Below are 19,849 nucleotides of genomic sequence, written 5' to 3' on the forward strand. Positions count from 1 at the left end.
GCAATGTGCTCCATCAAACTGCTTCTTGTTGACGATGAGTTGGATTTCCTCCGCACACTGGGCAAGCGGCTGAGTAAGCGCGGAAATTCAGTTGAACTGGCCGTATCAGGCGAACAGGCTCTCAGTCTGCTTGAAACCTTTGAGGCTGATGTGGTTCTACTCGATGTCAAAATGCCCGGTATGGACGGTCTGACCCTTCTTAATTTGATCAAGCAGAAATGGCCGCTGATTGAAGTCATTATGCTCACAGGACACGCCAGTGTCGAGGTCGCCATTAGAGGCATGGAGCTGGGAGCATTTGATTATATGATGAAACCGGTAAAATTCGAGAAGCTCTATTACAAATTAGAAGATGCCTTCAGATGCAAAGCGCATCAGGAGGAAATAATAACGGCAATGGCTAAGAACGGGTAAGTAAAAAATAAAATAAGGATGATTTTATGAAGTTCGCACGAAAATTTTATGCAGCTATGCAGGAGGCAGCGATAGCTCATGCAAGATGGGATCTGGAGGTTTCTACCAGCATTATTCAAGATAAACGCAAGGTGTGGCTTCTTGCTGCGCTTACTGCGATGGGGCTTATGGTTTCTCTCGCATTTGCGGATACTATTGACTTGCCGTCAATGCTCGGTGGTAAAAAAGCCTACACTCCCGCTTTTTATACCACTGGTATTTTTATGGCATCTATTGCTATCGGGCTGTGTGCTGGTCTGATTACGGGGTGTATCGGGGCTGGTGGAGGTTTCATCATTACCCCAGCTTTGATGTCGGCAGGTATCAAGGGTATTCTGGCAGTAGGTACCGACCTGTTTCATATTTTTGCAAAAGCGATCATGGGAACGGCTGTACATAAAAAACTTGGCAATGTCTCCGTTGGACTGGCCATTGCGTTTTTAGTGGGGTCAGGAGCAGGTGTACTCGGAGGCGGAGTTTTGAACCGCATGATTTACGAGGCTAATCCTGTTGCTTCTGATGCTTTTATCTCTGTTATCTATGTTGTTCTGCTGGGCTTCCTGGGCATGTATGCCATGACTGACTTTCTGCGGTTGCGCAAGGCTGGCGGAGGCGGTGATGCTCACGGTGGAGGTGGTGGCGGAACAGGTGGACTTCCTGCCAAGCTACAGTCTGCGAATATTCCACCGATGATTTCATTTGATGAAGATTTGATTCCCGGCGGTAAAAAAATATCCGGCCTGTTTGTAGCTCTCTGTGGTTTAATCGTGGGATTCATGGCTGCAATTATGGGCGTTGGCGGTGGCTTTCTGACCTTTCCGATGTTTGTATATGTACTCGGAGTGAGTTCTTTCACAACTGTAGGAACTGACATTCTGCAGATTATCTTTACCGCTGGATTTGCTGCAATAAGTCAGTACGCAATTTACGGTTTTATCTTTTACACACTGGCAATGGGGATGTTGCTTGGGTCACTGCTGGGTATTCAGGTAGGGGCACTCGTAACCAAGCTTGTTCCCGGATTATATATCCGTGGATTTTATGCTCTGGCTATTTTGGCCGGGTTTGTAAACAGGTTGTTCGCTATGCCCGGCAAGCTTAACGACATGAAGATTCTTTCTATAAGTCAGGATTTATCTATGTTTCTAACAAATATAGGTAATTGGCTGTTCTTCTTGACTATAGGTGCTTTTGCATTGTGGGTAATAAGCACGTTCCTATCCAAAACCAAGGGACTTAGAGAGGGTTAAGCTATGTTGGTACGCAATAAAAAGGTATTTTATCAGGGGCTGACTCTTGCAATAGGTTTTTTGGCAGTTCTCTATTATATGTTCACCCCCAGTTTTAACGGTATGAACGCATTTCATGCTTCAGATGCCCTGTTCAATTCAATTTCCAAGGGATCAACCTATTATATCCCTCAAGTCATGGAAGGAATTAAAAAGTTTGAAGGGAAAAAATTTGAAACAACTATCTTTGAAGATGCGCCTAAATATATTCCTTATGCTACGACTATTTTAGAAAAGAATGGTTTCAGCATTATTAAATCAGGTCAGGGTATTTCGGTTTCAGGAGATATCGGAAAGCTCATGACCGTTGCAACGGAAGATTCAGATGCAATGTTTCACAATAAGGGACAAGTCATTGAAGAAAAATACGGAATGGACGCAAGACAGGCTCTATATGTATGGTGGCAGACGATGAAAGAAGTGAAAAGCTCTCTGGATCAGCAGAAAGCTTTTCCTCCGGCAACGTTCATCAGTAAGAACGTCATTAATCGTGCCATAGAAGTTGGTTACAACTATTATGGTATTGAGGGACAACAAGCTTCGGAGCGCTGGGGAATCATCCTTTTTTCATTGGTTTTCTACGTTGTTTACACCATGTGGTGGGGTTATGCGATATTCTTCATGTTCGAAGGTTTAGGCCTGGAAATGAAGTCCAGTAGAAATAAAGACATGTAGTTTTAGTTCTGTAAAACAACTAATTATAAGCGGGTTGCGAACGTATGAGTTTCTTTAATTGGTTTCCTTTCAGGAAAAAACAAGCCGAGAAAACACAAGAAGATCTGGCTGAAATACGCCGGACGTTCGCAACTCGCTATGATCATTTCAGGTTGCTCATTCAGGCTAACACCGCAACTCATGAATTGATGGCTGAACTTGAAGAGGCTCTTCGCGGTTTTCAGCCCTACGGAATGCATTATGTACGAGCTTTGTGCACTCGTATTTCAACATCAATTTTCCAAATGATAAGGCATCTTAATGAGCTTGATCATGGCTCATATGAAAAGCTCTATGATCAGTTTTTTGTCATTCAAAATAGAATATTACCGCATCTTGAATCCAGACAGCATGTTGAGGAAGGAGAGTTTGTTATTGCCCTTTCCGATGTAGGACGTGATCAAGCTGATTTATGCGGTCCTAAGATGGCAACTCTTGGTGAAGCAGGAAATAAGCTTGGCCTTAAGATTCCAGCCGGATTTGTCGTAACAACTGCTTCTTTTCACAAATTTATGAAAAAAGATGGTCTGGAGGAAGAGATCGACCGACTGATCCAGACTGCGGAGACTGATGACCGCGAAGCGATGTTTCAGGTTTCATCAAAGATCATGCAACTGATAATTCAATCTGATCTGCCGGATGATGTCGCTACAGAAATTTTGAATGCATATGACTCTTTATGTCGCAGTCAGGGAGAAGCGGTAAAGGTTGCGGTCCGTTCAAGCGCTTTAGGTGAAGATACTGAAGGTGCCGCTTTCGCAGGCCAGTATCGATCCATTTTAAATGTTGATCGCAGTTCTTTGATTTTGGCCTGTAAAGAAGTCATGGCTTCTAAATATTCTCAGCAGGCGATGGCTTACCGCATCAATCGGGGCATTCGTGATGAGGATGTTGCAATGAGCGTCGGGTGCATAATGATGATTGAAGCAGCCGCAGGCGGAGTTGCATATTCGCGTAGTCCAATGAATATCCGCGATGAAAATATATCGGTTTATTCTGTGTGGGGGCTGCCAAAGGCGGTTGTTGACGGTACTGCGGAGGCTGACGAATTTAAGGTCAGTCGGACTAATCCCATGCAGGTGATAGGTCGTCATATCGCAGATAAGGAAGATAAATACATATGTGATGCCGGAGAAGGTGTTTGTAGTGTGCAGCAACTTTTCAGTCGCAGGAATGAACCGTCTTTAACTGATGAGCAAGCTGTGATCGTTGCTGAGAGAGCAGCTCGTATTGAGGATCATTTCGGACATCCGCAGGATATTGAATGGGCAATTACAGAAGATGGTGATCTTTATATTTTACAATGCAGACCTTTAATGCAGCTTGAAGATTCTTCCGAAGTTGTGTTGCAAAGTTCATCTGTGTCCATTCCAGTGATTTCAGGGGGAAGGACTGCCAGTCCGGGAGTTGGATTTGGCTCGATTTTTCATGTGCGCAAGGATGCAGACACTCTTCGTTTTCCAGATGGTGGCGTTTTGGTTCTGAAGCAGGCTTTACCCAGCCGTGCCGCTCTTCTTAGCAGATGTAGTGCAGTGATAACGGAGCAGGGCGGTATTGCCGGACATCTGGCCAATGTTGCCCGAGAATTCGGAGTGCCTGCACTTTTTGGAGTGAAAGGAGCTTTGACAAGTTTTGAAGAAGGACAGCTTGTAACTGTGGATGCGGATGGGCGGGCTATATATGCCGGGCAGATTGATGAATTGTTTAAAGAAAAACCAAGGCACCGACTCATGCGTGGGAGTTCTGTTCAGGCTACGCTTCGAAAAGCAGCTAGACACATAGTGCGGTTGAATTTGACCGATCCTGACTCCCCTAAATTCAAACCGTCTAATTGTAAAACCTTGCATGACATTATGCGTTATTGTCATGAAATGGCTGTCCGTGAAATGTTCGAGTTCGGTACTAAAAAAGAGTTTGTTCAGGCCGCTTCCCGCCAGCTTATTTGTAATGTTCCGCAGCAATTCTGGATTCTTAATCTTGGTGACGGCATCGCTCCTGAAGGAAGAAAAAGAACTGATAGATGTGTACTTCTGGAACATATAAATTCTGCTCCCATGCGTGCGTTGTGGGTCGGGATGCAAGCCGTGCCTTGGGAGGGACCTCCTGCTGTGCATACTCAAGGTCTGTTGTCTGTAATGTTTGAAGCCACGGTTAATCCTGATTTGAATACAACCAGCTCATCACGTTTTTCTCAGAAAAATTATTTTATGATTTCAGAGAGATATTGCTGCTTGCAGTCTCGCTTCGGATTTCATTTCTGCGGAGTAGAAGCATTGCTTGGTGATCGAGTAAGCGAGAATTATGCAAGTTTTCAGTTTAAAGGAGGCGCTGCCAATCTGGAGCGACGTATTTTACGGGCAAAGTTTGTCGGCGAAATTCTTGATGAGTTCGATTTCAGGGTAAGGATCAGGGAAGACAATCTGAATGCCCGGCTGGAAGGTCTCGGACGTTCGAGTATGGAAAGGCGACTTAAAATTTTAGGCTACCTCATCACTCATACCCGTCAGCTTGATATGATCATGACCAATAGTTTAGAAGTCGAAAAATATAAGACAAAATTTTTCGAAGATTTTAAGCTGTTTCCTGCTGTACAATGAACGCACGACTAGAAAATGCCTGTGAATATGCTTCTGGCAGATGACGTATAAGGTTTAGGGTGTTCTGGGCAGATATATCTGTAATGCCCTTAGAGCCGATGTACGGGAAAACATGGTTTGTAACCCGTCTGGCACATACGATATATAGACATCTTCGACACATCTCGAAGCCCAATCTCTTAACAGATATTCTTTTGTTGACATGGTTATTGGCTTTCTATATTTACTTCACTAGTCAAATACTAATCAACCATTAAGCAAGGAATGTTCAAATGAATAACGCAGCACTCATTATATCCATGGCTACTCTTCAATCAAATTTATTGAAGAAAATAGACCTACAGCTATCCGTACACGGAATAAGTTTTACCGAATTCCTCATCTTGTACCATCTTAGTAAGGCATCAAAGATGACAATGCGACGAATCGATTTGGCTGAAAGTGTCGGCTTGAGCGCCTCTGGAGTGACACGGCTTGTGAACCCGATGGAAAAGAACCACTTGGTCCAAAAGAAAAGCAACCCGCGTGACGCTCGAGTCAGTCTTGTCGAACTTTCAGAAACAGGAGCCAATCTCTTCAAGGATGCATGGAGCAGCTTTCAACTTATAGCCGATTCCATCCTTAAGCCGCTCAATGACAAACAAACTGAAACACTCTCAGTGCTTATTGATAAGCTGCAGTAAATTAGAAAGATAAACCAAACCGATCTCGAACCAATTCAAAAATCGGGTCCTGCCATAAGCGACCTGCAACACATTTTCAATACAGTTAATTCTCTGATCAGCAAGTTCAGTGTATTCATTTAGGAGCATCCCATGCTTGACGCGACAGTAAAATATCCAATGGTCATGCCGGATGGCACTGTTATCCGGAGTGTCGTACAACTCAACCATGTAATAGACCACCCACGCATTGTGGTGGGTGATTTCACCTATTATTCCAATTTCAAAGAGGTAGAAGATTACGCGGCAGAAATTGCGCCGTACCTGTTCCCCCTGAGCCTTGAAAAGCTCATTATCGGCAAATTTGTTCAGATGGCGCATGGTTCCCGTTTCGTCACAAGTACGGCCAACCATAACATGAGTGGCTTTTCCACGTACCCTTTCAACAACTTCACGATGACATCAAAGACAACCAGGGAAGACATCCAAGCAATGTTCGATACACCGGATAGAAAGGGAGACACCATAGTGGGGAATGATGTGTGGATAGGTATGGATGCCACAATCATGCCTGGAGTGACCATAGGCGACGGAGCAATTATTGGAGCCCGCTCCGTAGTAACAAAAGATGTGGAGCCATACACCATTGTCGGCGGTAATCCGGCCAAAGTAATCAGGAAACGATTCGATCCACAAATCATCGAAAAACTCCTGGAGATTCGCTGGTGGAATTGGCCCCAGGAAAAGATACTTGAGAACGTCGACGCCATCACAGGAGCGGATATCACTGCACTCACCATCTAATCGTTATTGCCAAGAAAAATGAACGGTTGGAAATTTGATCAATCGGGCTTACGCACAGTTCCACAGCTAACACAGCTTGTACTGTCTGCCTTAAGGAAATCCCCAATGTGTGTACCAAGTGTGTACCGAAGTGTACCCAAAATCCCGGTACACACCAGAGTACACACAAGTGGTGCCGGCTTGGGCTGGATTACACTGGACAGTATCAGCCATAAAACGCAAAAAAGCCCCTGAAATTCAGGGGCTTTTTTGCGTCCATAAAGGACATTAAAAATCTATTTAATGGTGGGCAATACAAGATTCGAACTTGTGGCCTTCAGCTCCGGAGGCTGACACTCTATCCAACTGAGCTAATTGCCCACGCAGAAAGACTTACTATCCACCACAATGCTTTTCTGTCAAGGAAAAAGTCTTTAATTTCGTAATATATTCAATATAGAATTGCCACGTAATCCCTTCTTTGTTCAGTAGTTCTTATATCTCATCCTGATTTATATTATTTTTGTATTAAGTGTAGTGATTTGAATCGCTGATTAATTTTCACAAAACGACATCTTAAAGACAAAATCGTAACATATTGTTGACGCGATCTAGTTTGTTGAGTAATAACGAAAATAATTTGTTCGGAATTGTTTATTGGCGCCGATGAGTGTGTTCATTTATGCTCATTTGTAGATTGATTCTTTTAGGGGTGTTTTGTTTTTTCGTTGAACCTTTTGTGGAAGAGGGTGCTATGAAGGTCAAAATGATGATCGGAGTGTTTTGTTGCGCTGTGCTTGGGGCTTTAGTTGTGTTTGCCGCTCATGAGTTCAGCCCGGATCCAAAGTCGGTTTTATTTATTACTGCCGGCTCTGTTTTTGGTATGGTTTTGCTGGCCGGAATTATTACTGTACAGATTATTTCGCGAGGTAATTCAAAAAATCTGGAAAGTCTTGTTGTCTACCTGAACGGTGTTGCTGCAGGCGATTTCAATTCCAATAAACCAGATTCCTGTTCCGGGGAATTCGGACTTATTGGGGATCAAATTTGTTCTACTATCAACGCCTTGAAAAAGAGGATCGGTTTTTCGGAAGGGGTTCTCAATGCCATTGCCGAGGCGTACCCATTTATGACTTGCGATGCCGAGGGCAAGGTTAATTTTGTGGGCAGCAGGCTTTTTAAAATTTCTGGCAAAACCGGTAAACCCGAAGATTATTACGGACTGACAACCGGGGGGTATGTTTACGGGGATGATTCTCGCAAGACCCGTACTGACCGGGTTGTAAATGAAGGAATACGGATTGAGGGCGAGACATCTTTTGAAGGTGAGGGTGGTCTGCACGAGCTTCAATTTTCCGGTGAACCATTTTATGATCTTGATAATGATCTGTGCGGTGCGCTAACGATTTATTTCGATCTCACCGAGGTAAAACAGCAGCAGCGTGAAATTCAGGCGAACTCCGAAAAAGTGTCCCAAATAGCCGCTGATCTTGTTGATATTACCGGGCAGGTAAATTCCGCCGCCGGTGTAATCGCTTCTCAGATTGAGGAGGCAGCCAAAGGTGCGGGATTGCAATCGGAGCGCATTACCGAGACGGCTTCCGCCATGGAAGAAATGAACAGCACGACTCTTGAAGTTGCAAGAAATGCTCTTGATGCCGCCGACAATGCGACCGATGCCAAGAACAATGCCGGGGAAAGTCAGAATGAGATCCGCTCCCTGATTGAATCAATTGAAACCATGAATAGTCATGCCAAGAATCTTGGTATGTTCATGGATGAACTGGGTAAGCAGACCGATTCCGTCGGCTCTGTTATAACAGTTATTCAGGATATCGCGGATCAGACCAATCTACTGGCCCTGAATGCCGCTATCGAGGCAGCGCGGGCAGGTGAGGCCGGTCGCGGTTTTGCCGTAGTAGCCGATGAAGTACGTAAACTCGCAGAAAAAACGATGACGGCTACGGATGAAGTCGGTAGTGCCATTAAGGCTATTCAGGAAGGCGCTCAGCGTTCCATTGAGGGTGTAAATCTTGCCAGTCAGGCGGTGGAACAATCTACCGAGATAGCGTATAGTTCCGGTCAGAATCTGGAGCTGATTGTGAAGCTTGTCAGCGGAACATCCGATCAGGTTCAATCCATCGCTACCGCCGCAGAGCAGCAGTCCGCAACGAGTGAGGAGATCAACAGGGCGGTTGATGCCATCAATTCGATAGCTTCCGACACTGCCCATGGTATGCATTCCGCCAATGAAGCCAGTTCCGAACTTGTAAAAATGAGTGATGAGCTTAATACTTTGATTAAACAACTTTCCTCTTAGTACAGCCATGTACTCCATTGTCCGAAGCAGGCCGTATTATTTAATGCGGCCTGTTTCATTTTTATGGCGTAGTCCGTGTAAACGAAGGCAGATCGTGCTATCATTACAACAAATGCATTTTTAATCTCAGCAAGGGTGGGATTTATGACTAGTTCGGTATCTGTCGGCTGGGGAGTGAGGATAAGGGTCTTTATCCTTTTTGTTCTGGGGGCCTTGCTGTTTGTACCGGGGGCGGTGATGGTGATGGTCGGAATTTTTGATATGGATCTTAATTCTGATGATACCGTTGCTATGCTTATAATGGGCGGTGCGCTCAGCTTTTGCGGGCTCGTCATCTGGGTGACCATGCGTAAAATTTATCGGCGCGGTAAGCAGAGAGCTGCCTATATACGCAGTCAGGAAGAAGAGGGGCTGCTGATGGGAACAGGGATGATACATATGCATAATATGGCTGCCATGCATGATGTGGACGAAACAGCTGATGATTCGGATATTAACACGGATATTGATTCCGGCGACGATTTTGATGACGGAGGCGGTGATTTTGATATCGGAGATTGATCAGCAGGATTTATTTAATAGTTTTACATAAGCGTGTGCGGTTAATCCGTACACGCTTTTAAATTGACGGTTAAAGTGGGACAGATCGTAAAAACCGCATTTGATCATAACCGTATATAATTCCAGACCTTCATCCAGATATTTTTTAGCTTGTTCTATCCTGTGCGCCAGAAAAAACTGATAAGGAGAAAGCCCTTTGATGGCCTTGAACTGACGGATGAAATGAAATTTCGACATTTCAATTTCACTGCAAATTTCATCCAGCTTAAGGGGAGCTTCAAAGTTGCAATGCATTATTTCAATTGCTTTATTTATCGCTTTGAAATTTTTGGGTGTTTGCAACTCATCGTTTGTGTTTGAAGCTCGCCGAACCACGTCCATTATCAATTCACTGATCAGCAGCTCTCCGTGCCCGGCCTCGATTGAGCGGGTTAGTCGGATAATGCTTTCCGCCAGTTTGTGGTCATAGATAATAGGAGATGAAAATAGAAACACATCCTTTTTTCCAGAAACATTTTCAAATAATTTCCGTGGAATGTAGGACATTACGTATTCAAGACCGCTCTTATCTCCGGAACAGCCGTCATGCAACTGCTCCGGCTGAAAAAACATTATTCCGCCGGGACCGGACTTTAATGTTTCACCTTCCAGCCAGTATTTTTGAATACCGGTCAAGGTTACTCCTATGGCGTACTCCTCGTGTGAATGCTTGCGGTATTCGAATTTATCGAATTTCGCTGAAAGTACGGTCAGGTCATCATGTTTTGTGTAATTAAATTCTCGCATGGCACGTGTTTAGATAAGATTTTCTATTCCTGAAATCGACCATGCACAGTAAACCATGGTCAGGGCAAGAATAACGTTGGCCTGTTTTTGATATGGGCGCAGGTAGCGGCGGAAAAGTGACCCCAGTACAACCCACGAACTATAAGCGCACATTCCTATAAATGAAAGTATAAGGACGTAGCGGGCAATGTCGAGCGGATCGGTATAGGCGGGGATTACGAAGCTGCCGATTACAGTCAGGGTGAAAAGTACCACTTTCGGGTTGATGAACTGCATTGTGAACCCGGTGACAAAGCCGCCGCAGCTACCTGCCTCTCCGCCGCTATCCATGTGCAGTATCTTCCATGCAAGATAGAGTATGTATGCGGTCCCGATGCACTGCATCACGACCTGTATACCGGGGATAAGCTCCATAAGGTAACTATTCAAAGCCGCTGAAAGGCTGAGCATGATGGCAAATGCAAGTGAAGCCCCGGCGACAAATTCAAAGGCTTTTTTAGGGCCGTGGTTCTGGGCGGTGGAAAAGATTACTATATTTGAAGGTCCGGGCGTGAAGGTGACCACTATGCTGTATGCCAGGAAGGCTGCAATATTCATTGTTTTTCTCCATGCTGTTTTTATTCTGATCACGAATGTGACATGGAGGCCGTTTTAATGAATAGTACAAAGTTGCTCAGCTCACTTATAATTTAATTATTTAAGACAGCCGCCTTCGCTGCAATTAATCAGCTTACTGATATCCTCAATCCGTATTTCACTGCCATCGACTGAGATTAATCCTCCGGCGGCCATTTTTTTCATAGCACGTGAAAGGGCTTCCGGAGTGATACCGATGATCTTGGAAAGTTCACGGTAGGATATATCCATTTCTACTAGTCCGTTTTTTTCGCGGGTCAGGAAATAGGCTGCAAGTCTGGAGGGAACCTGTTTCAGTGCCAGTGAGTCGATCATTTCCATGGCATCTTTCAGCCGTCTGGACATGATGCGCATCATATGCATTAAAATGGTCGGATCTTCCTGAGCCAGTTTTTCGTATTCCGCAGGCTTGATGAAAAGCACCCGGCTGTCTTCCAGTGCGCCAATATTTGCGGGCAGGACTCCATCCGAGAAAACGGAGCAGAGGCAGAACGGCTCGCCCGGACCGAAAACGAAAATTGTCTGTTCCTTTCCATCATCTGATATTTTGAAAAGCTTAACTTTTCCGGAAAGCAGAATGTGAAGTCCTTTGGATGAATTGTCTTCGCTGAAGAAGATCTTTTTTTTGGGGACTTCACTCACCGTTGCATGCAGGGCTATTTTTTCCAACTGTTCTTTTTTTAGTCCGGAAAAGATTGCGAATTTACTGATTTCCAATTCTAGTTTTTGTGTATTCATATTTTTTGAAAAAAAGTGTTTGTGTTGATCATGATCAATGTGTGTTTGCTTTTCTTGCTTTAGTTTTTAGCCCATGAGGATGGGGTTGGGCAACAATTGAAATTAAAAGCAAAGGAGAAGAATATGTGGACTATTTTACAGAAAATTACAAAAAATTTGATCGTCGCCATTCCGATTATGATGATTGCGGGGTTTCTGTTTGGCATGGCCTTTAATCCTCCATGGCTTAAGTCCCTGATTGTTCCTTTCACCTTTTTGATGGTCTATCCCATGATGGTCACTCTAAAAATTAAGAAGGTCTTTGAGGGCGGCGACACCAAGGCTCAGTTTTTGACCCAGTTAATAAATTTTGGAATCGTACCTTTTGTGGCATATGGTTTCGGATTATATTTCTTTAGTGATAAACCCTACATGGCTCTTGGTCTGTTGCTGGCCGGACTAGTACCCACCAGCGGTATGACCATTTCATGGACCGGTTTTGCAAAGGGCAATATGTCCGCGGCTGTCAAAATGACCGTAGTCGGGCTTATTGCCGGTTCGCTGCTGACTCCTTTTTTTGTGAAAATGTTGCTTGGAACTTCGATTGAAATCAACCTTCTTGCTGTGTTTAAGCAGATTGTGTTTATCGTCTTTTTGCCCATGATCCTTGGTTTTATTACTCAGCGTGTTCTGGTCCGCAGGTACGGGCAGGAGGATTTTCAAAAGTATATCGGACCGAAGTTCCCTACTTTGTCCACGCTGGGCGTGCTGGGAATAGTTTTTGTGGCTTTGGCTTTGAAAGCCAAGACCATTGCTTCCGCGCCGGAAGTGCTTTTAAGTATCCTTGTTCCGCTTTTGGTGCTCTACATGTTCAACTTTATACTGAGTACGCTGATAGGCAAGTCCTTTTTGCCAAGAGGTGACGCTATAGCTCTGGTCTACGGGTCGGTAATGCGGAATCTTTCCATCGCATTGGCTATTGCCATCAATGCCTTCGGTCCTCAGGGCTCGGATGCCGCTCTGGTTATCGCTGTAGCTTACGTTATTCAGGTTCAGTCAGCGGCGTGGTATGTGCGTTTTACTGATAAGATTTTTGGCGACAATAAGGCGGTTAAACTTGCTTGCCAAAATGGATAAGTCTTAAACAGCCATAATTTTAATAGATTATGACACAAAAATGACCTCACCTGAATAAGATGGGGTCATTTTTTTTTGCAACCCTATTGACAATGAGAACCGTTTTCAATAAATTAAACTCAACAAGATGACGTTGTAATGAATAAAAAGGACAGGAAGTAGATATGTGTAATTTAGGTAAAGCATGGAATTTGAGCAGGGAAGGCATGAAAGCCTGCAATGAAGGTGATTTTGAAAAAGCTGAAAATAACCTGAAAACCGCAATTCAAATGTCTCAGTGCAAGTCAAAAAAAATCCATCGGGCTACTCTGCATAATAATTTAGCGGTAGTTTTGCAGATGTCCGGTAAAGTGGAAGATGCGGTCAGCGCATACGATCTGGCAATCGGTTTTTTGAATCCGGATCATAAAGGACAGGCGGCTTTGATAGATAGAATTGCTTCAAAGCGCGATGAGCTAAAGCGAAAAATAGCGGCATAAATTTCTGACATACGCATCTCCTCCTTGATCAGGGCGGAACTCCGGTTATGGGGTTCCGCCTTATCTATTTAATGATGAAAATAGGTTTTATTGATCGATTGAGCGCTAAAGTAGGAAAAATCGACACTAATTGTGGAGGAACTCCTTTAAGGGGGTTGACTTTGTGGGGAAACTGCCTAAATAATCCCAGTTCTTTTGTTGGAATAATGTAAAAAACTTCACTTAGACCGACACAAGCCAAAGTACACAACTGCCGGGGCGATTTGCTGCCGGCGGATATATTTTCCAGGAGGATGCCAAGATGGATTTTAATATTGAAGAAGTATCAGCGGTAGAAAGAGAGATTAAAGTTTCCGTACCCGCTGAAGAAGTCGGTGCCGCTCTGGACGCGACCGTTGCCCTGTACAAAGTTCAGACCCCGGTTAAGGGTTTTAGAAAAGGTAAGGTTCCCGCTTCCGTTATCCAGTCCAAGTATAAAAAACAGATCATCAACGAAGCAACCACTGACCTGATTAACTACCAGATCAATGAAATCCTCAATGGCGAGTCTTTCGTACCTGTTTCCAAGATTGATGTTGACGCTAAGGAACTCGTTCGCGGTGAAGACTTCAACTATGTGATCAAGTTTGAAGTTGTTCCTGAATTTGATACTCCCGGCTACCTCGGTCTTTCCGTTGAAGAAGAACGTGCAGAAGTTGCCGAAGATGAACTTAAGGATGTTGAAAACAGACTCCTGCAGTCCATGGCTAAGATCGCTCCTATCGAGGAAGATCGCCCCGCTAAAGACGGTGAACTCGCTTCCGTTACTTTTTCCGCTGAAATGGACGGTGAACCCATCCCCGGTGTTCAGGCAGACAACTTTGACCTGCCCATCGGTGAAGGCCACTCCCTTGAAGAATTTGAAGAATTCGTCAAGACTCTGAAATCCGGTGAATCCGGTGAAACCGACATCACCTTTCCTGAAGATTTCATTAACACAGACCTCGCCGGCAAGACCGCTACCATGAAGGTAACAGTTCATGCTGTTAAAGAACGCAAAATGCCTGAACTCACTGACGAAATCGTCAAGCAGGCAGGTGGCTTCGAGTCTGTTGAAAAAATGCGTGAAATCGTAAAGCAGTCTTACACTGCAAACCGCAAACAGCTCAACAAGTCTGCAGCCCAGACCAAACTGATCAGCGGAATTGTAAAAGAACTCGACTTTCCTCTTCCTCCTTCTCTCATGAATGACCGCCTTGAACGTATGGTTGCCGATGTTATCACTCGCGCAGAACGTTCAGGTAAGAGCTTTGAGTCTCTTGGTAAAACCATGGAAGAGCTTCGTGAAGAGCAGCGTCCCGTTGCTGAAGAATCCGTACGTACTGAAATCTTCCTGCTTACCGTTGCCAAACGTGAAGAGCTCGAAGTTCAGCCTCAGGAAGTTGAAGGCGCTCTTTACCAGATCGCTCAGCAGACTCAGCAGGATCTCAGCTCCGTTAAGTCCTACTACGAAGAGAACAACCTTATCGTTCCCCTCAAGGACCGCCTGCTTGCAGACAAAGCAGCTGAGTTCATTTATGAAAACGCTGATGTTACTGAAATCGATCCCGTCAAAAAGGACGAAGAGTAATTTCGACCCGTTTATAGACATATCCGGCGGCGTGGTTGCTCTGACCGCGCCGCCTTTTTGCTTTTGCAGGAAATGGGTTGTGAATAATTCTATATGCGGTTAACAGTGTATACTGTTGAACCAGCCGGATTTGTACTTGTACTCATGCATTCAAATGTTTAGGATGATGACAGGTTCTTTCCGTTCCACAGAGGACGGAATTATTTTCAATTGGTTTAAGTTTTATTAATATTACTAAATATTTCCCGGAGATATAGATGTCTGGAACCATACCTATTGTTGTTGAAACTACCGGGCGTAGTGAACGCGCTTATGATATTTACTCCCGCCTGCTCAAAGATAGAATCATTGTGCTCAGCGGTGAAATCAATGATCATGTCGCCAGTGTGGTCTGCGCTCAGCTGCTTTTTCTGGAGTCTGAAGATCCCGAAAAAGAAATCTATATGTATATTAATTCCCCCGGCGGTGTGGTAACAGCCGGAATGGCCATTTACGATACAATGCAGTATATCTCCGCTCCGGTTGCCACCCTGTGTATGGGACAGGCCGCCAGCATGGGCGCTTTTCTGCTCAGTGCGGGAGAGAAAGGACAGCGCTATTCCCTTCCTCACAGCCGTATCCTCATCCACCAGCCTCTGGGCGGAGCACAGGGACAGGCTACTGATATTGATATCCAGGCCCGTGAAATTTTAAGACTTAGAAAATCCCTCAACTCTATCATGGCCGAGAATACCGGAAGATCTGTGGAAGAGGTTGAGAAGGATACGGATCGCGATAACTTCATGTCCGCTGATGAAGCTGTTAAGTACGGCCTCATTGATAAGGTCCTGAAGAATCGCGGAAATATTGAATCCAAGGAAGGTTAATTCCTGATGAGTAATGAAAATAAAGGTTCAGGACAGGACCTTCATTGCTCCTTTTGCTCCAAGTCTCAGGACGAGGTGCAGCGGCTGATCGCCGGGCCGGATGTCTATATCTGCGACGAATGCGTCCAGCTTTGCAATGACATCATGGCTCAGGAAGCGGTCGGTGAGGAGTTTGATGCAGGTAAACTTCTGTCTCCACAAGAAATTAAAGATTTGCTTGATGAATATGTTATCGGACAGGAACATCCCAAAAAGATTCTGGCCGTTGCTGTTCACAACCATTATAAACGTGTTTTTTACACCCAATCCAGCGGCACTGATGATATTGAAATCGATAAGAGCAACATTCTGCTGATCGGTCCTACCGGTTCCGGTAAGACGTTGCTCGCGCAGACTTTGGCCCGGGTGCTTAAAGTGCCTTTTGCCATTGCAGATGCTACCACACTGACCGAAGCCGGTTACGTTGGAGAGGACGTTGAAAATATTCTCGTCCAGCTTTTGCAGAATGCCGATTACGACATTGATGCCGCATCCCGAGGAATCATCTACATAGATGAGATCGACAAAATCTCCCGTAAGGGGGACAGTCCGTCCATCACCCGTGATGTCTCCGGTGAAGGCGTGCAGCAGGCGCTGCTCAAAATCATTGAAGGAACTGAGGCTAATATTCCGCCCAAAGGTGGACGTAAACATCCGCAGCAGGAATTCATCAGGCTCGATACTTCCAATATCCTCTTCATTCTCGGCGGTGCTTTCATCGGTCTGGATAATATTGTGCAGCAGCGCATGTCCGGTTCCGGTATCGGCTTCGGCGCTAATGTTGAGAGTAAAACAGAAAAGGGTATCAGCGGGATGTTTTCTAAGGCAGAGCCCGCCGATCTGGTCAAGTTCGGCCTTATTCCCGAATTTGTAGGTCGTATCCCGGTTCAGACCGCTCTTTCCGAGCTGACTGAAGAAGATCTGGTACGTATCCTTCAGGAACCCAAGAATGCGTTGGTCAAGCAGTACAAAAAGATGTTCGATCTTGATGGAGTCCGTCTTACCTTCACAGCCAATGCCCTGAAATCTATTGCTTCCAAAGCAGTGGAACGTAAAACAGGTGCTCGCGGCCTGCGTAATGTTCTAGAGTCTATTATGCTCGACATTATGTATAAGCTTCCCTCCATGAGTGGAGTTAAAGAGTGCGTGATAAATAAGAGCGTGGTTGAGAACGGAATGGAACCCATTTTGTTTTTTCATAATGAAGTGAAAAGCGCATAGCTCTTAAATAGTTAATGATCACTAAAGCCTCCGGTCTGAATGGACCGGAGGCTTTTTGTTTTTATTCCAGACTGGTTAAATGATGTAATAATTTTTTACTTAAGGAGACTTTATCAAAGGGATTGGCAAAAAATGATTAATGACGTATTAAATACATTGACTAAATTAATTAATTTTTAATTATTCTACAGCAGTTTACCCCGGTTCCTATATGAAAAAAATTAGTATTGTTACCTTGTTTGTAATATCGTTGTTGATTTTCTTTTCTGTTGCCGTTCTGGCAGCGGAACGCAGAGTTCTTCTCATTAGTTCTTATCATCCCGGTTTCCCAACTTTTTTTAAGCAAATTGAAGGTATTAAATCTGCTTTGAGCCCGGCAGGAGTCCATCTCGACGTTGAATTCATGGATTCCAAACGGTTCATGAACGAGCAGAACTTAAATGCTTTTAAAAATATGCTTAAGGTGAAGCTTGAAGCCTTGGATGATTATGATGTTATTATCACTTCAGATGATAATGCCTTGAATTTTGCTATTGAAAATCAGCAAGAGCTATTTCCCGGCATCCCTGTTGTTTTTTGTGGTGTTAATAATCAGGATAAAGCCCGTTCCATGAATAAGAGTGACAGATTCACCGGGGTTATAGAAGCTGTCTCCATGACAGGGACAATCAAGGCCATCACTGATTTATTTCCCGATGTTACAAAAATATATTCCATAGTGGATTCCACGCCGAGCGGACAGGGAGACCTAAAGCTTTTGCGGCAAAAGATGCACGATTTTCCCGCTCTTGAATTAAATGTGATTTCGTTGGAAAAAATCAGTTGGAAAAAACTGGGAGAGACTTTGGCTGTTCTTCCTGAAGACAGCGCTGTTCTGCTTCTATCTGCATACAGGGATAAATCAGGCATTGCAAAAAGCTTTGCGGATGGTCTTCAGGTAATTGTGCAGCAATGTAAGCGACCTGTCTTTCATCTTTACGAGCATGGGCTTGGCGATGGGATTATCGGAGGCAAGATTATTTCCCATTATGAACAAGGGGCAATCGCAGGCCGCATAGCTCTTGATATTATGAACGGAAAGCCGGTGAAAGATATCCCGGTTGTAGAAGGCGTTGATGCCAATAAACTTATTTTTGACCGTACAATTCTGGACCGTTTCAATATCAGTGATGCTTCTTTGCCGCCGTATAGTCTCATTCTCAATGAGAATGAGACCTTTTGGACAACACACAAAACAGCAATCGTTGTCGGATTTTTTATTATCGCTGTTCTTTTCGTTTTTTCGATAGCCCTGTCCCTTGCATATATAAAATTGCGTAAAATTCAGGAGCTTGTCCGCGAAAGCCGTGAGAGATTTGCTCTCGCCATGGCCGCGAATAAAGACGGAATCTGGGATTGGAATATTTCAACCAATGAAGTTTATTACAGCCCCGGGTACAAAGCTATACTCGGGTATGGAGAGGATGAATTCCCCGAGCATGTGACAACCTGGAATGATTTGATTCATGAAGATGACAAGGAAAGAGCTCTGCGGGAAAATAGAAGATGTATTGAGAATGAAGTAGAGAATTTTGAAGTTGAATTCCGCATGCTTGCCAAAGATGGCCGCTGGATCTGGATTTTGGGCAGAGGGAATGCGGTTGAAAGGGATGAAAATGGGTTGGCGCTGAGAATGATCGGCACCCATACGGATATCACTGAACTAAAGAATTCCGTTGAAGAAATCAGACAACTGCGTAACCACTTGAAAAGTATCATTGATTCCTTACCTTTTATTCTTGTAGGTCTTAATGGTGACGGGCAGATTACATACTGGAACAGAAAAGCTTCAGAGATAGCCGGAGTTGTTGATAATCAGGTGCTCGGCCAGAGGGTAGAGGAAGTTTTTCCGTTCCTCACCGAGTACAAACCTCAGGTAGGGAGGGCCCTGCATACTAATGAAGTATGGGAGAGTCCTCGTGTTGCATATAATAATAACGGCTCCATTTTTTATGAAGATATTCGGATTTATCCCATGTTTGCCGAAGAGCGGCAGGGGGCTGTAGTTCAAATTGAGGATGTTACAGAGAGGGTCCGGCTGGAGGATATGCTTGTTCAAAATGAAAAGATGCTTTCCGTAGGCGGGCTGGCTGCTGGAATGGCGCATGAAATCAATAATCCGTTGGGAGCTATCGCCCAGGGCACCCAGAACATCAAAAGACGTATCTTTGGCGATTTGAAGTCTAATTATGCTGTAGCTGAAAGAATGAATATCGATATTGATGCAATGCGCGGTTACCTCGAAGAAAGGGATGTTGTGAAGATTCTCGATTCCATCACATCCGCTGTTGTTCGCGCGGGCGATATTGTCAGCAATATGCTTAGCTTCAGTCGTAAAAGTGTGGATAATTTTAACGAGTACGATCTCGCGGAGCTGCTTGAAAAGACAATTGATCTTGCCAGCAACGAGTACGATTTTTCGACCAAATTCGATTTTAAGAAGATTGAAATTGTTCGGGAGTATACGGAGGAGGTACCAAATGTATTATGTGAAGGCAGCGAGATTCAGCAGGTTTTTCTGAATCTTTTAAAAAACAGTGCCCAGTCCATGAATACTAAGGAGTACGAGTCTGGTGGACCGCGATTTGTACTTAGAACATACTCAAGCAAAGGTTATGTCACAGTAGAAATTGAGGATAACGGTCAGGGTATTGATGAGGAAGTTAAAAAGCGTATTTTTGAACCTTTTTATACCACCAAAAGAGTTGGAGAAGGAACCGGGCTTGGATTGGCTGTGTCATATTTTATTATAACTGATCTGCATAAAGGTAAGCTGGAAGTATTTTCTGCTCCGGGTAGCTGGACCAAGTTTATTATTTCCCTGCCTGTTGGGGAGATTCGTCCTGCCTGATTTATGGTCAAGAAGCTCACTTCTTTCGTTGCTCATGACTAAAAAAAATTAATTTTGTGCCGATAGAGATATGGGTTGTTTAGAGGGCAT

General features: G+C 44.4%; 17 protein-coding genes and 1 tRNA gene. 14 read left to right on the plus strand and 4 right to left on the minus strand.

Annotated features, from left to right (window positions below; translation table 11 throughout):
• Positions 1-3 precede the first annotated feature (3 nt).
• The 6 genes from ACKU35_RS13155 to ACKU35_RS13180 all read left to right on the plus strand — a co-directional run bounded on the left by ACKU35_RS13155 (position 4) and on the right by ACKU35_RS13180 (position 6,519).
• Positions 4-414 carry a response regulator gene (locus ACKU35_RS13155; protein ID WP_319759727.1) on the plus strand — a complete coding sequence of 137 codons (411 nt, stop codon included), beginning with the start codon at positions 4-6 and terminating at the stop codon, positions 412-414.
• Positions 415-440: 26 nt separating this feature from the next.
• Positions 441-1,703: a sulfite exporter TauE/SafE family protein gene (locus ACKU35_RS13160; RefSeq protein ID WP_319759728.1), complete on the plus strand. Its 1,263-nt coding sequence runs from the start codon at positions 441-443 to the stop codon at positions 1,701-1,703.
• Positions 1,704-1,706: 3 nt separating this feature from the next.
• Positions 1,707-2,417: a hypothetical protein gene (locus tag ACKU35_RS13165; RefSeq protein ID WP_319759731.1), complete on the plus strand. Its 711-nt coding sequence runs from the start codon at positions 1,707-1,709 to the stop codon at positions 2,415-2,417.
• A 44-nt stretch (positions 2,418-2,461) separates the two neighbouring features.
• Complete coding sequence (locus ACKU35_RS13170; RefSeq protein ID WP_319759733.1) at positions 2,462-5,053, plus strand: PEP/pyruvate-binding domain-containing protein; 2,592 nt, start codon at positions 2,462-2,464, stop codon at positions 5,051-5,053.
• A gap of 272 nt (positions 5,054-5,325) precedes the next feature.
• On the plus strand, positions 5,326-5,736 hold the full coding sequence (locus ACKU35_RS13175; protein WP_319759734.1) for a MarR family winged helix-turn-helix transcriptional regulator: 411 nt from the start codon (positions 5,326-5,328) through the stop codon (positions 5,734-5,736).
• Between the two features lie 132 nt (positions 5,737-5,868).
• Positions 5,869-6,519, plus strand: coding sequence for a CatB-related O-acetyltransferase (locus tag ACKU35_RS13180; RefSeq protein WP_319759736.1), 651 nt, complete (start codon positions 5,869-5,871; stop codon positions 6,517-6,519).
• Positions 6,520-6,802: 283 nt separating this feature from the next.
• On the opposite strand, the gene ACKU35_RS13185 is transcribed toward ACKU35_RS13180, so the two are convergent.
• Positions 6,803-6,879 (minus strand) — tRNA-Arg (locus ACKU35_RS13185).
• Positions 6,880-7,252: 373 nt separating this feature from the next.
• Here ACKU35_RS13185 and ACKU35_RS13190 point away from each other — a divergent pair.
• Together ACKU35_RS13190 and ACKU35_RS13195 are read left to right on the plus strand one after the other, a co-directional pair.
• Positions 7,253-8,818 (plus strand): methyl-accepting chemotaxis protein, encoded by a 1,566-nt coding sequence (locus tag ACKU35_RS13190; protein WP_319759738.1) that lies wholly within the window; start codon positions 7,253-7,255, stop codon positions 8,816-8,818.
• 144 nt (positions 8,819-8,962) lie between these two features.
• Positions 8,963-9,379, plus strand: a complete 417-nt coding sequence (locus ACKU35_RS13195; protein ID WP_319759740.1) for a hypothetical protein — start codon at positions 8,963-8,965, stop codon at positions 9,377-9,379.
• Here ACKU35_RS13195 and ACKU35_RS13200 read toward each other — a convergent pair whose 3' ends face one another.
• The 3 genes from ACKU35_RS13200 to ACKU35_RS13210 form a co-directional block, all read right to left on the minus strand.
• Entirely contained in the window at positions 9,380-10,165 is a 786-nt protein-coding gene (locus ACKU35_RS13200) for an AraC family transcriptional regulator (RefSeq protein ID WP_319759742.1), read from the minus strand.
• A 9-nt stretch (positions 10,166-10,174) separates the two neighbouring features.
• Positions 10,175-10,762, minus strand: coding sequence for a LysE family transporter (locus ACKU35_RS13205; RefSeq protein ID WP_319759744.1), 588 nt, complete (start codon positions 10,760-10,762; stop codon positions 10,175-10,177).
• A 96-nt stretch (positions 10,763-10,858) separates the two neighbouring features.
• A complete protein-coding gene (locus tag ACKU35_RS13210; RefSeq protein ID WP_319759746.1) occupies positions 10,859-11,539 on the minus strand; it encodes a Crp/Fnr family transcriptional regulator in 681 nt (226 codons plus the stop codon).
• A 123-nt stretch (positions 11,540-11,662) separates the two neighbouring features.
• Here ACKU35_RS13210 and ACKU35_RS13215 point away from each other — a divergent pair, with 123 nt between their 5' ends.
• The 6 genes from ACKU35_RS13215 to ACKU35_RS13240 all read left to right on the plus strand — a co-directional run bounded on the left by ACKU35_RS13215 (position 11,663) and on the right by ACKU35_RS13240 (position 19,759).
• Positions 11,663-12,655 (plus strand): bile acid:sodium symporter, encoded by a 993-nt coding sequence (locus ACKU35_RS13215; RefSeq protein WP_319759748.1) that lies wholly within the window; start codon positions 11,663-11,665, stop codon positions 12,653-12,655.
• Between the two features lie 164 nt (positions 12,656-12,819).
• Positions 12,820-13,134, plus strand: coding sequence for a tetratricopeptide repeat protein (locus tag ACKU35_RS13220; RefSeq protein ID WP_319759749.1), 315 nt, complete (start codon positions 12,820-12,822; stop codon positions 13,132-13,134).
• A 301-nt stretch (positions 13,135-13,435) separates the two neighbouring features.
• Entirely contained in the window at positions 13,436-14,743 is a 1,308-nt protein-coding gene (tig, locus tag ACKU35_RS13225) for a trigger factor (protein ID WP_319759751.1), read from the plus strand.
• Positions 14,744-15,000: 257 nt separating this feature from the next.
• Positions 15,001-15,609: an ATP-dependent Clp endopeptidase proteolytic subunit ClpP gene (gene clpP / locus ACKU35_RS13230; protein WP_319759753.1), complete on the plus strand. Its 609-nt coding sequence runs from the start codon at positions 15,001-15,003 to the stop codon at positions 15,607-15,609.
• 6 nt (positions 15,610-15,615) lie between these two features.
• Positions 15,616-16,869, plus strand: a complete 1,254-nt coding sequence (gene clpX / locus ACKU35_RS13235; protein ID WP_319759754.1) for an ATP-dependent Clp protease ATP-binding subunit ClpX — start codon at positions 15,616-15,618, stop codon at positions 16,867-16,869.
• Positions 16,870-17,080: 211 nt separating this feature from the next.
• A complete protein-coding gene (locus tag ACKU35_RS13240; protein WP_319759756.1) occupies positions 17,081-19,759 on the plus strand; it encodes an ABC transporter substrate binding protein in 2,679 nt (892 codons plus the stop codon).
• Positions 19,760-19,849 lie beyond the last annotated feature (90 nt).

Source organism: Maridesulfovibrio sp. (genome assembly GCF_963676065.1).
Taxonomy (GTDB): domain Bacteria; phylum Desulfobacterota; class Desulfovibrionia; order Desulfovibrionales; family Desulfovibrionaceae; genus Maridesulfovibrio.

Coding starts and splice junctions, on each gene's coding strand:
- ACKU35_RS13205 (WP_319759744.1), bottom strand. CDS start 10,762: ATGAATATTGCAGCCTTCCTGGCATACAGCATAGTGGTCACCTTCACG.
- ACKU35_RS13160 (WP_319759728.1), top strand. CDS start 441: ATGAAGTTCGCACGAAAATTTTATGCAGCTATGCAGGAGGCAGCGATA.
- ACKU35_RS13200 (WP_319759742.1), bottom strand. CDS start 10,165: ATGCGAGAATTTAATTACACAAAACATGATGACCTGACCGTACTTTCA.
- clpX (WP_319759754.1), top strand. CDS start 15,616: ATGAGTAATGAAAATAAAGGTTCAGGACAGGACCTTCATTGCTCCTTT.
- ACKU35_RS13190 (WP_319759738.1), top strand. CDS start 7,253: ATGAAGGTCAAAATGATGATCGGAGTGTTTTGTTGCGCTGTGCTTGGG.
- tig (WP_319759751.1), top strand. CDS start 13,436: ATGGATTTTAATATTGAAGAAGTATCAGCGGTAGAAAGAGAGATTAAA.
- ACKU35_RS13240 (WP_319759756.1), top strand. CDS start 17,081: ATGAAAAAAATTAGTATTGTTACCTTGTTTGTAATATCGTTGTTGATT.
- ACKU35_RS13165 (WP_319759731.1), top strand. CDS start 1,707: ATGTTGGTACGCAATAAAAAGGTATTTTATCAGGGGCTGACTCTTGCA.
- ACKU35_RS13210 (WP_319759746.1), bottom strand. CDS start 11,539: ATGAATACACAAAAACTAGAATTGGAAATCAGTAAATTCGCAATCTTT.
- ACKU35_RS13170 (WP_319759733.1), top strand. CDS start 2,462: ATGAGTTTCTTTAATTGGTTTCCTTTCAGGAAAAAACAAGCCGAGAAA.
- ACKU35_RS13155 (WP_319759727.1), top strand. CDS start 4: ATGTGCTCCATCAAACTGCTTCTTGTTGACGATGAGTTGGATTTCCTC.
- ACKU35_RS13220 (WP_319759749.1), top strand. CDS start 12,820: ATGTGTAATTTAGGTAAAGCATGGAATTTGAGCAGGGAAGGCATGAAA.
- ACKU35_RS13195 (WP_319759740.1), top strand. CDS start 8,963: ATGACTAGTTCGGTATCTGTCGGCTGGGGAGTGAGGATAAGGGTCTTT.
- ACKU35_RS13175 (WP_319759734.1), top strand. CDS start 5,326: ATGAATAACGCAGCACTCATTATATCCATGGCTACTCTTCAATCAAAT.
- ACKU35_RS13180 (WP_319759736.1), top strand. CDS start 5,869: ATGCTTGACGCGACAGTAAAATATCCAATGGTCATGCCGGATGGCACT.
- clpP (WP_319759753.1), top strand. CDS start 15,001: ATGTCTGGAACCATACCTATTGTTGTTGAAACTACCGGGCGTAGTGAA.
- ACKU35_RS13215 (WP_319759748.1), top strand. CDS start 11,663: ATGTGGACTATTTTACAGAAAATTACAAAAAATTTGATCGTCGCCATT.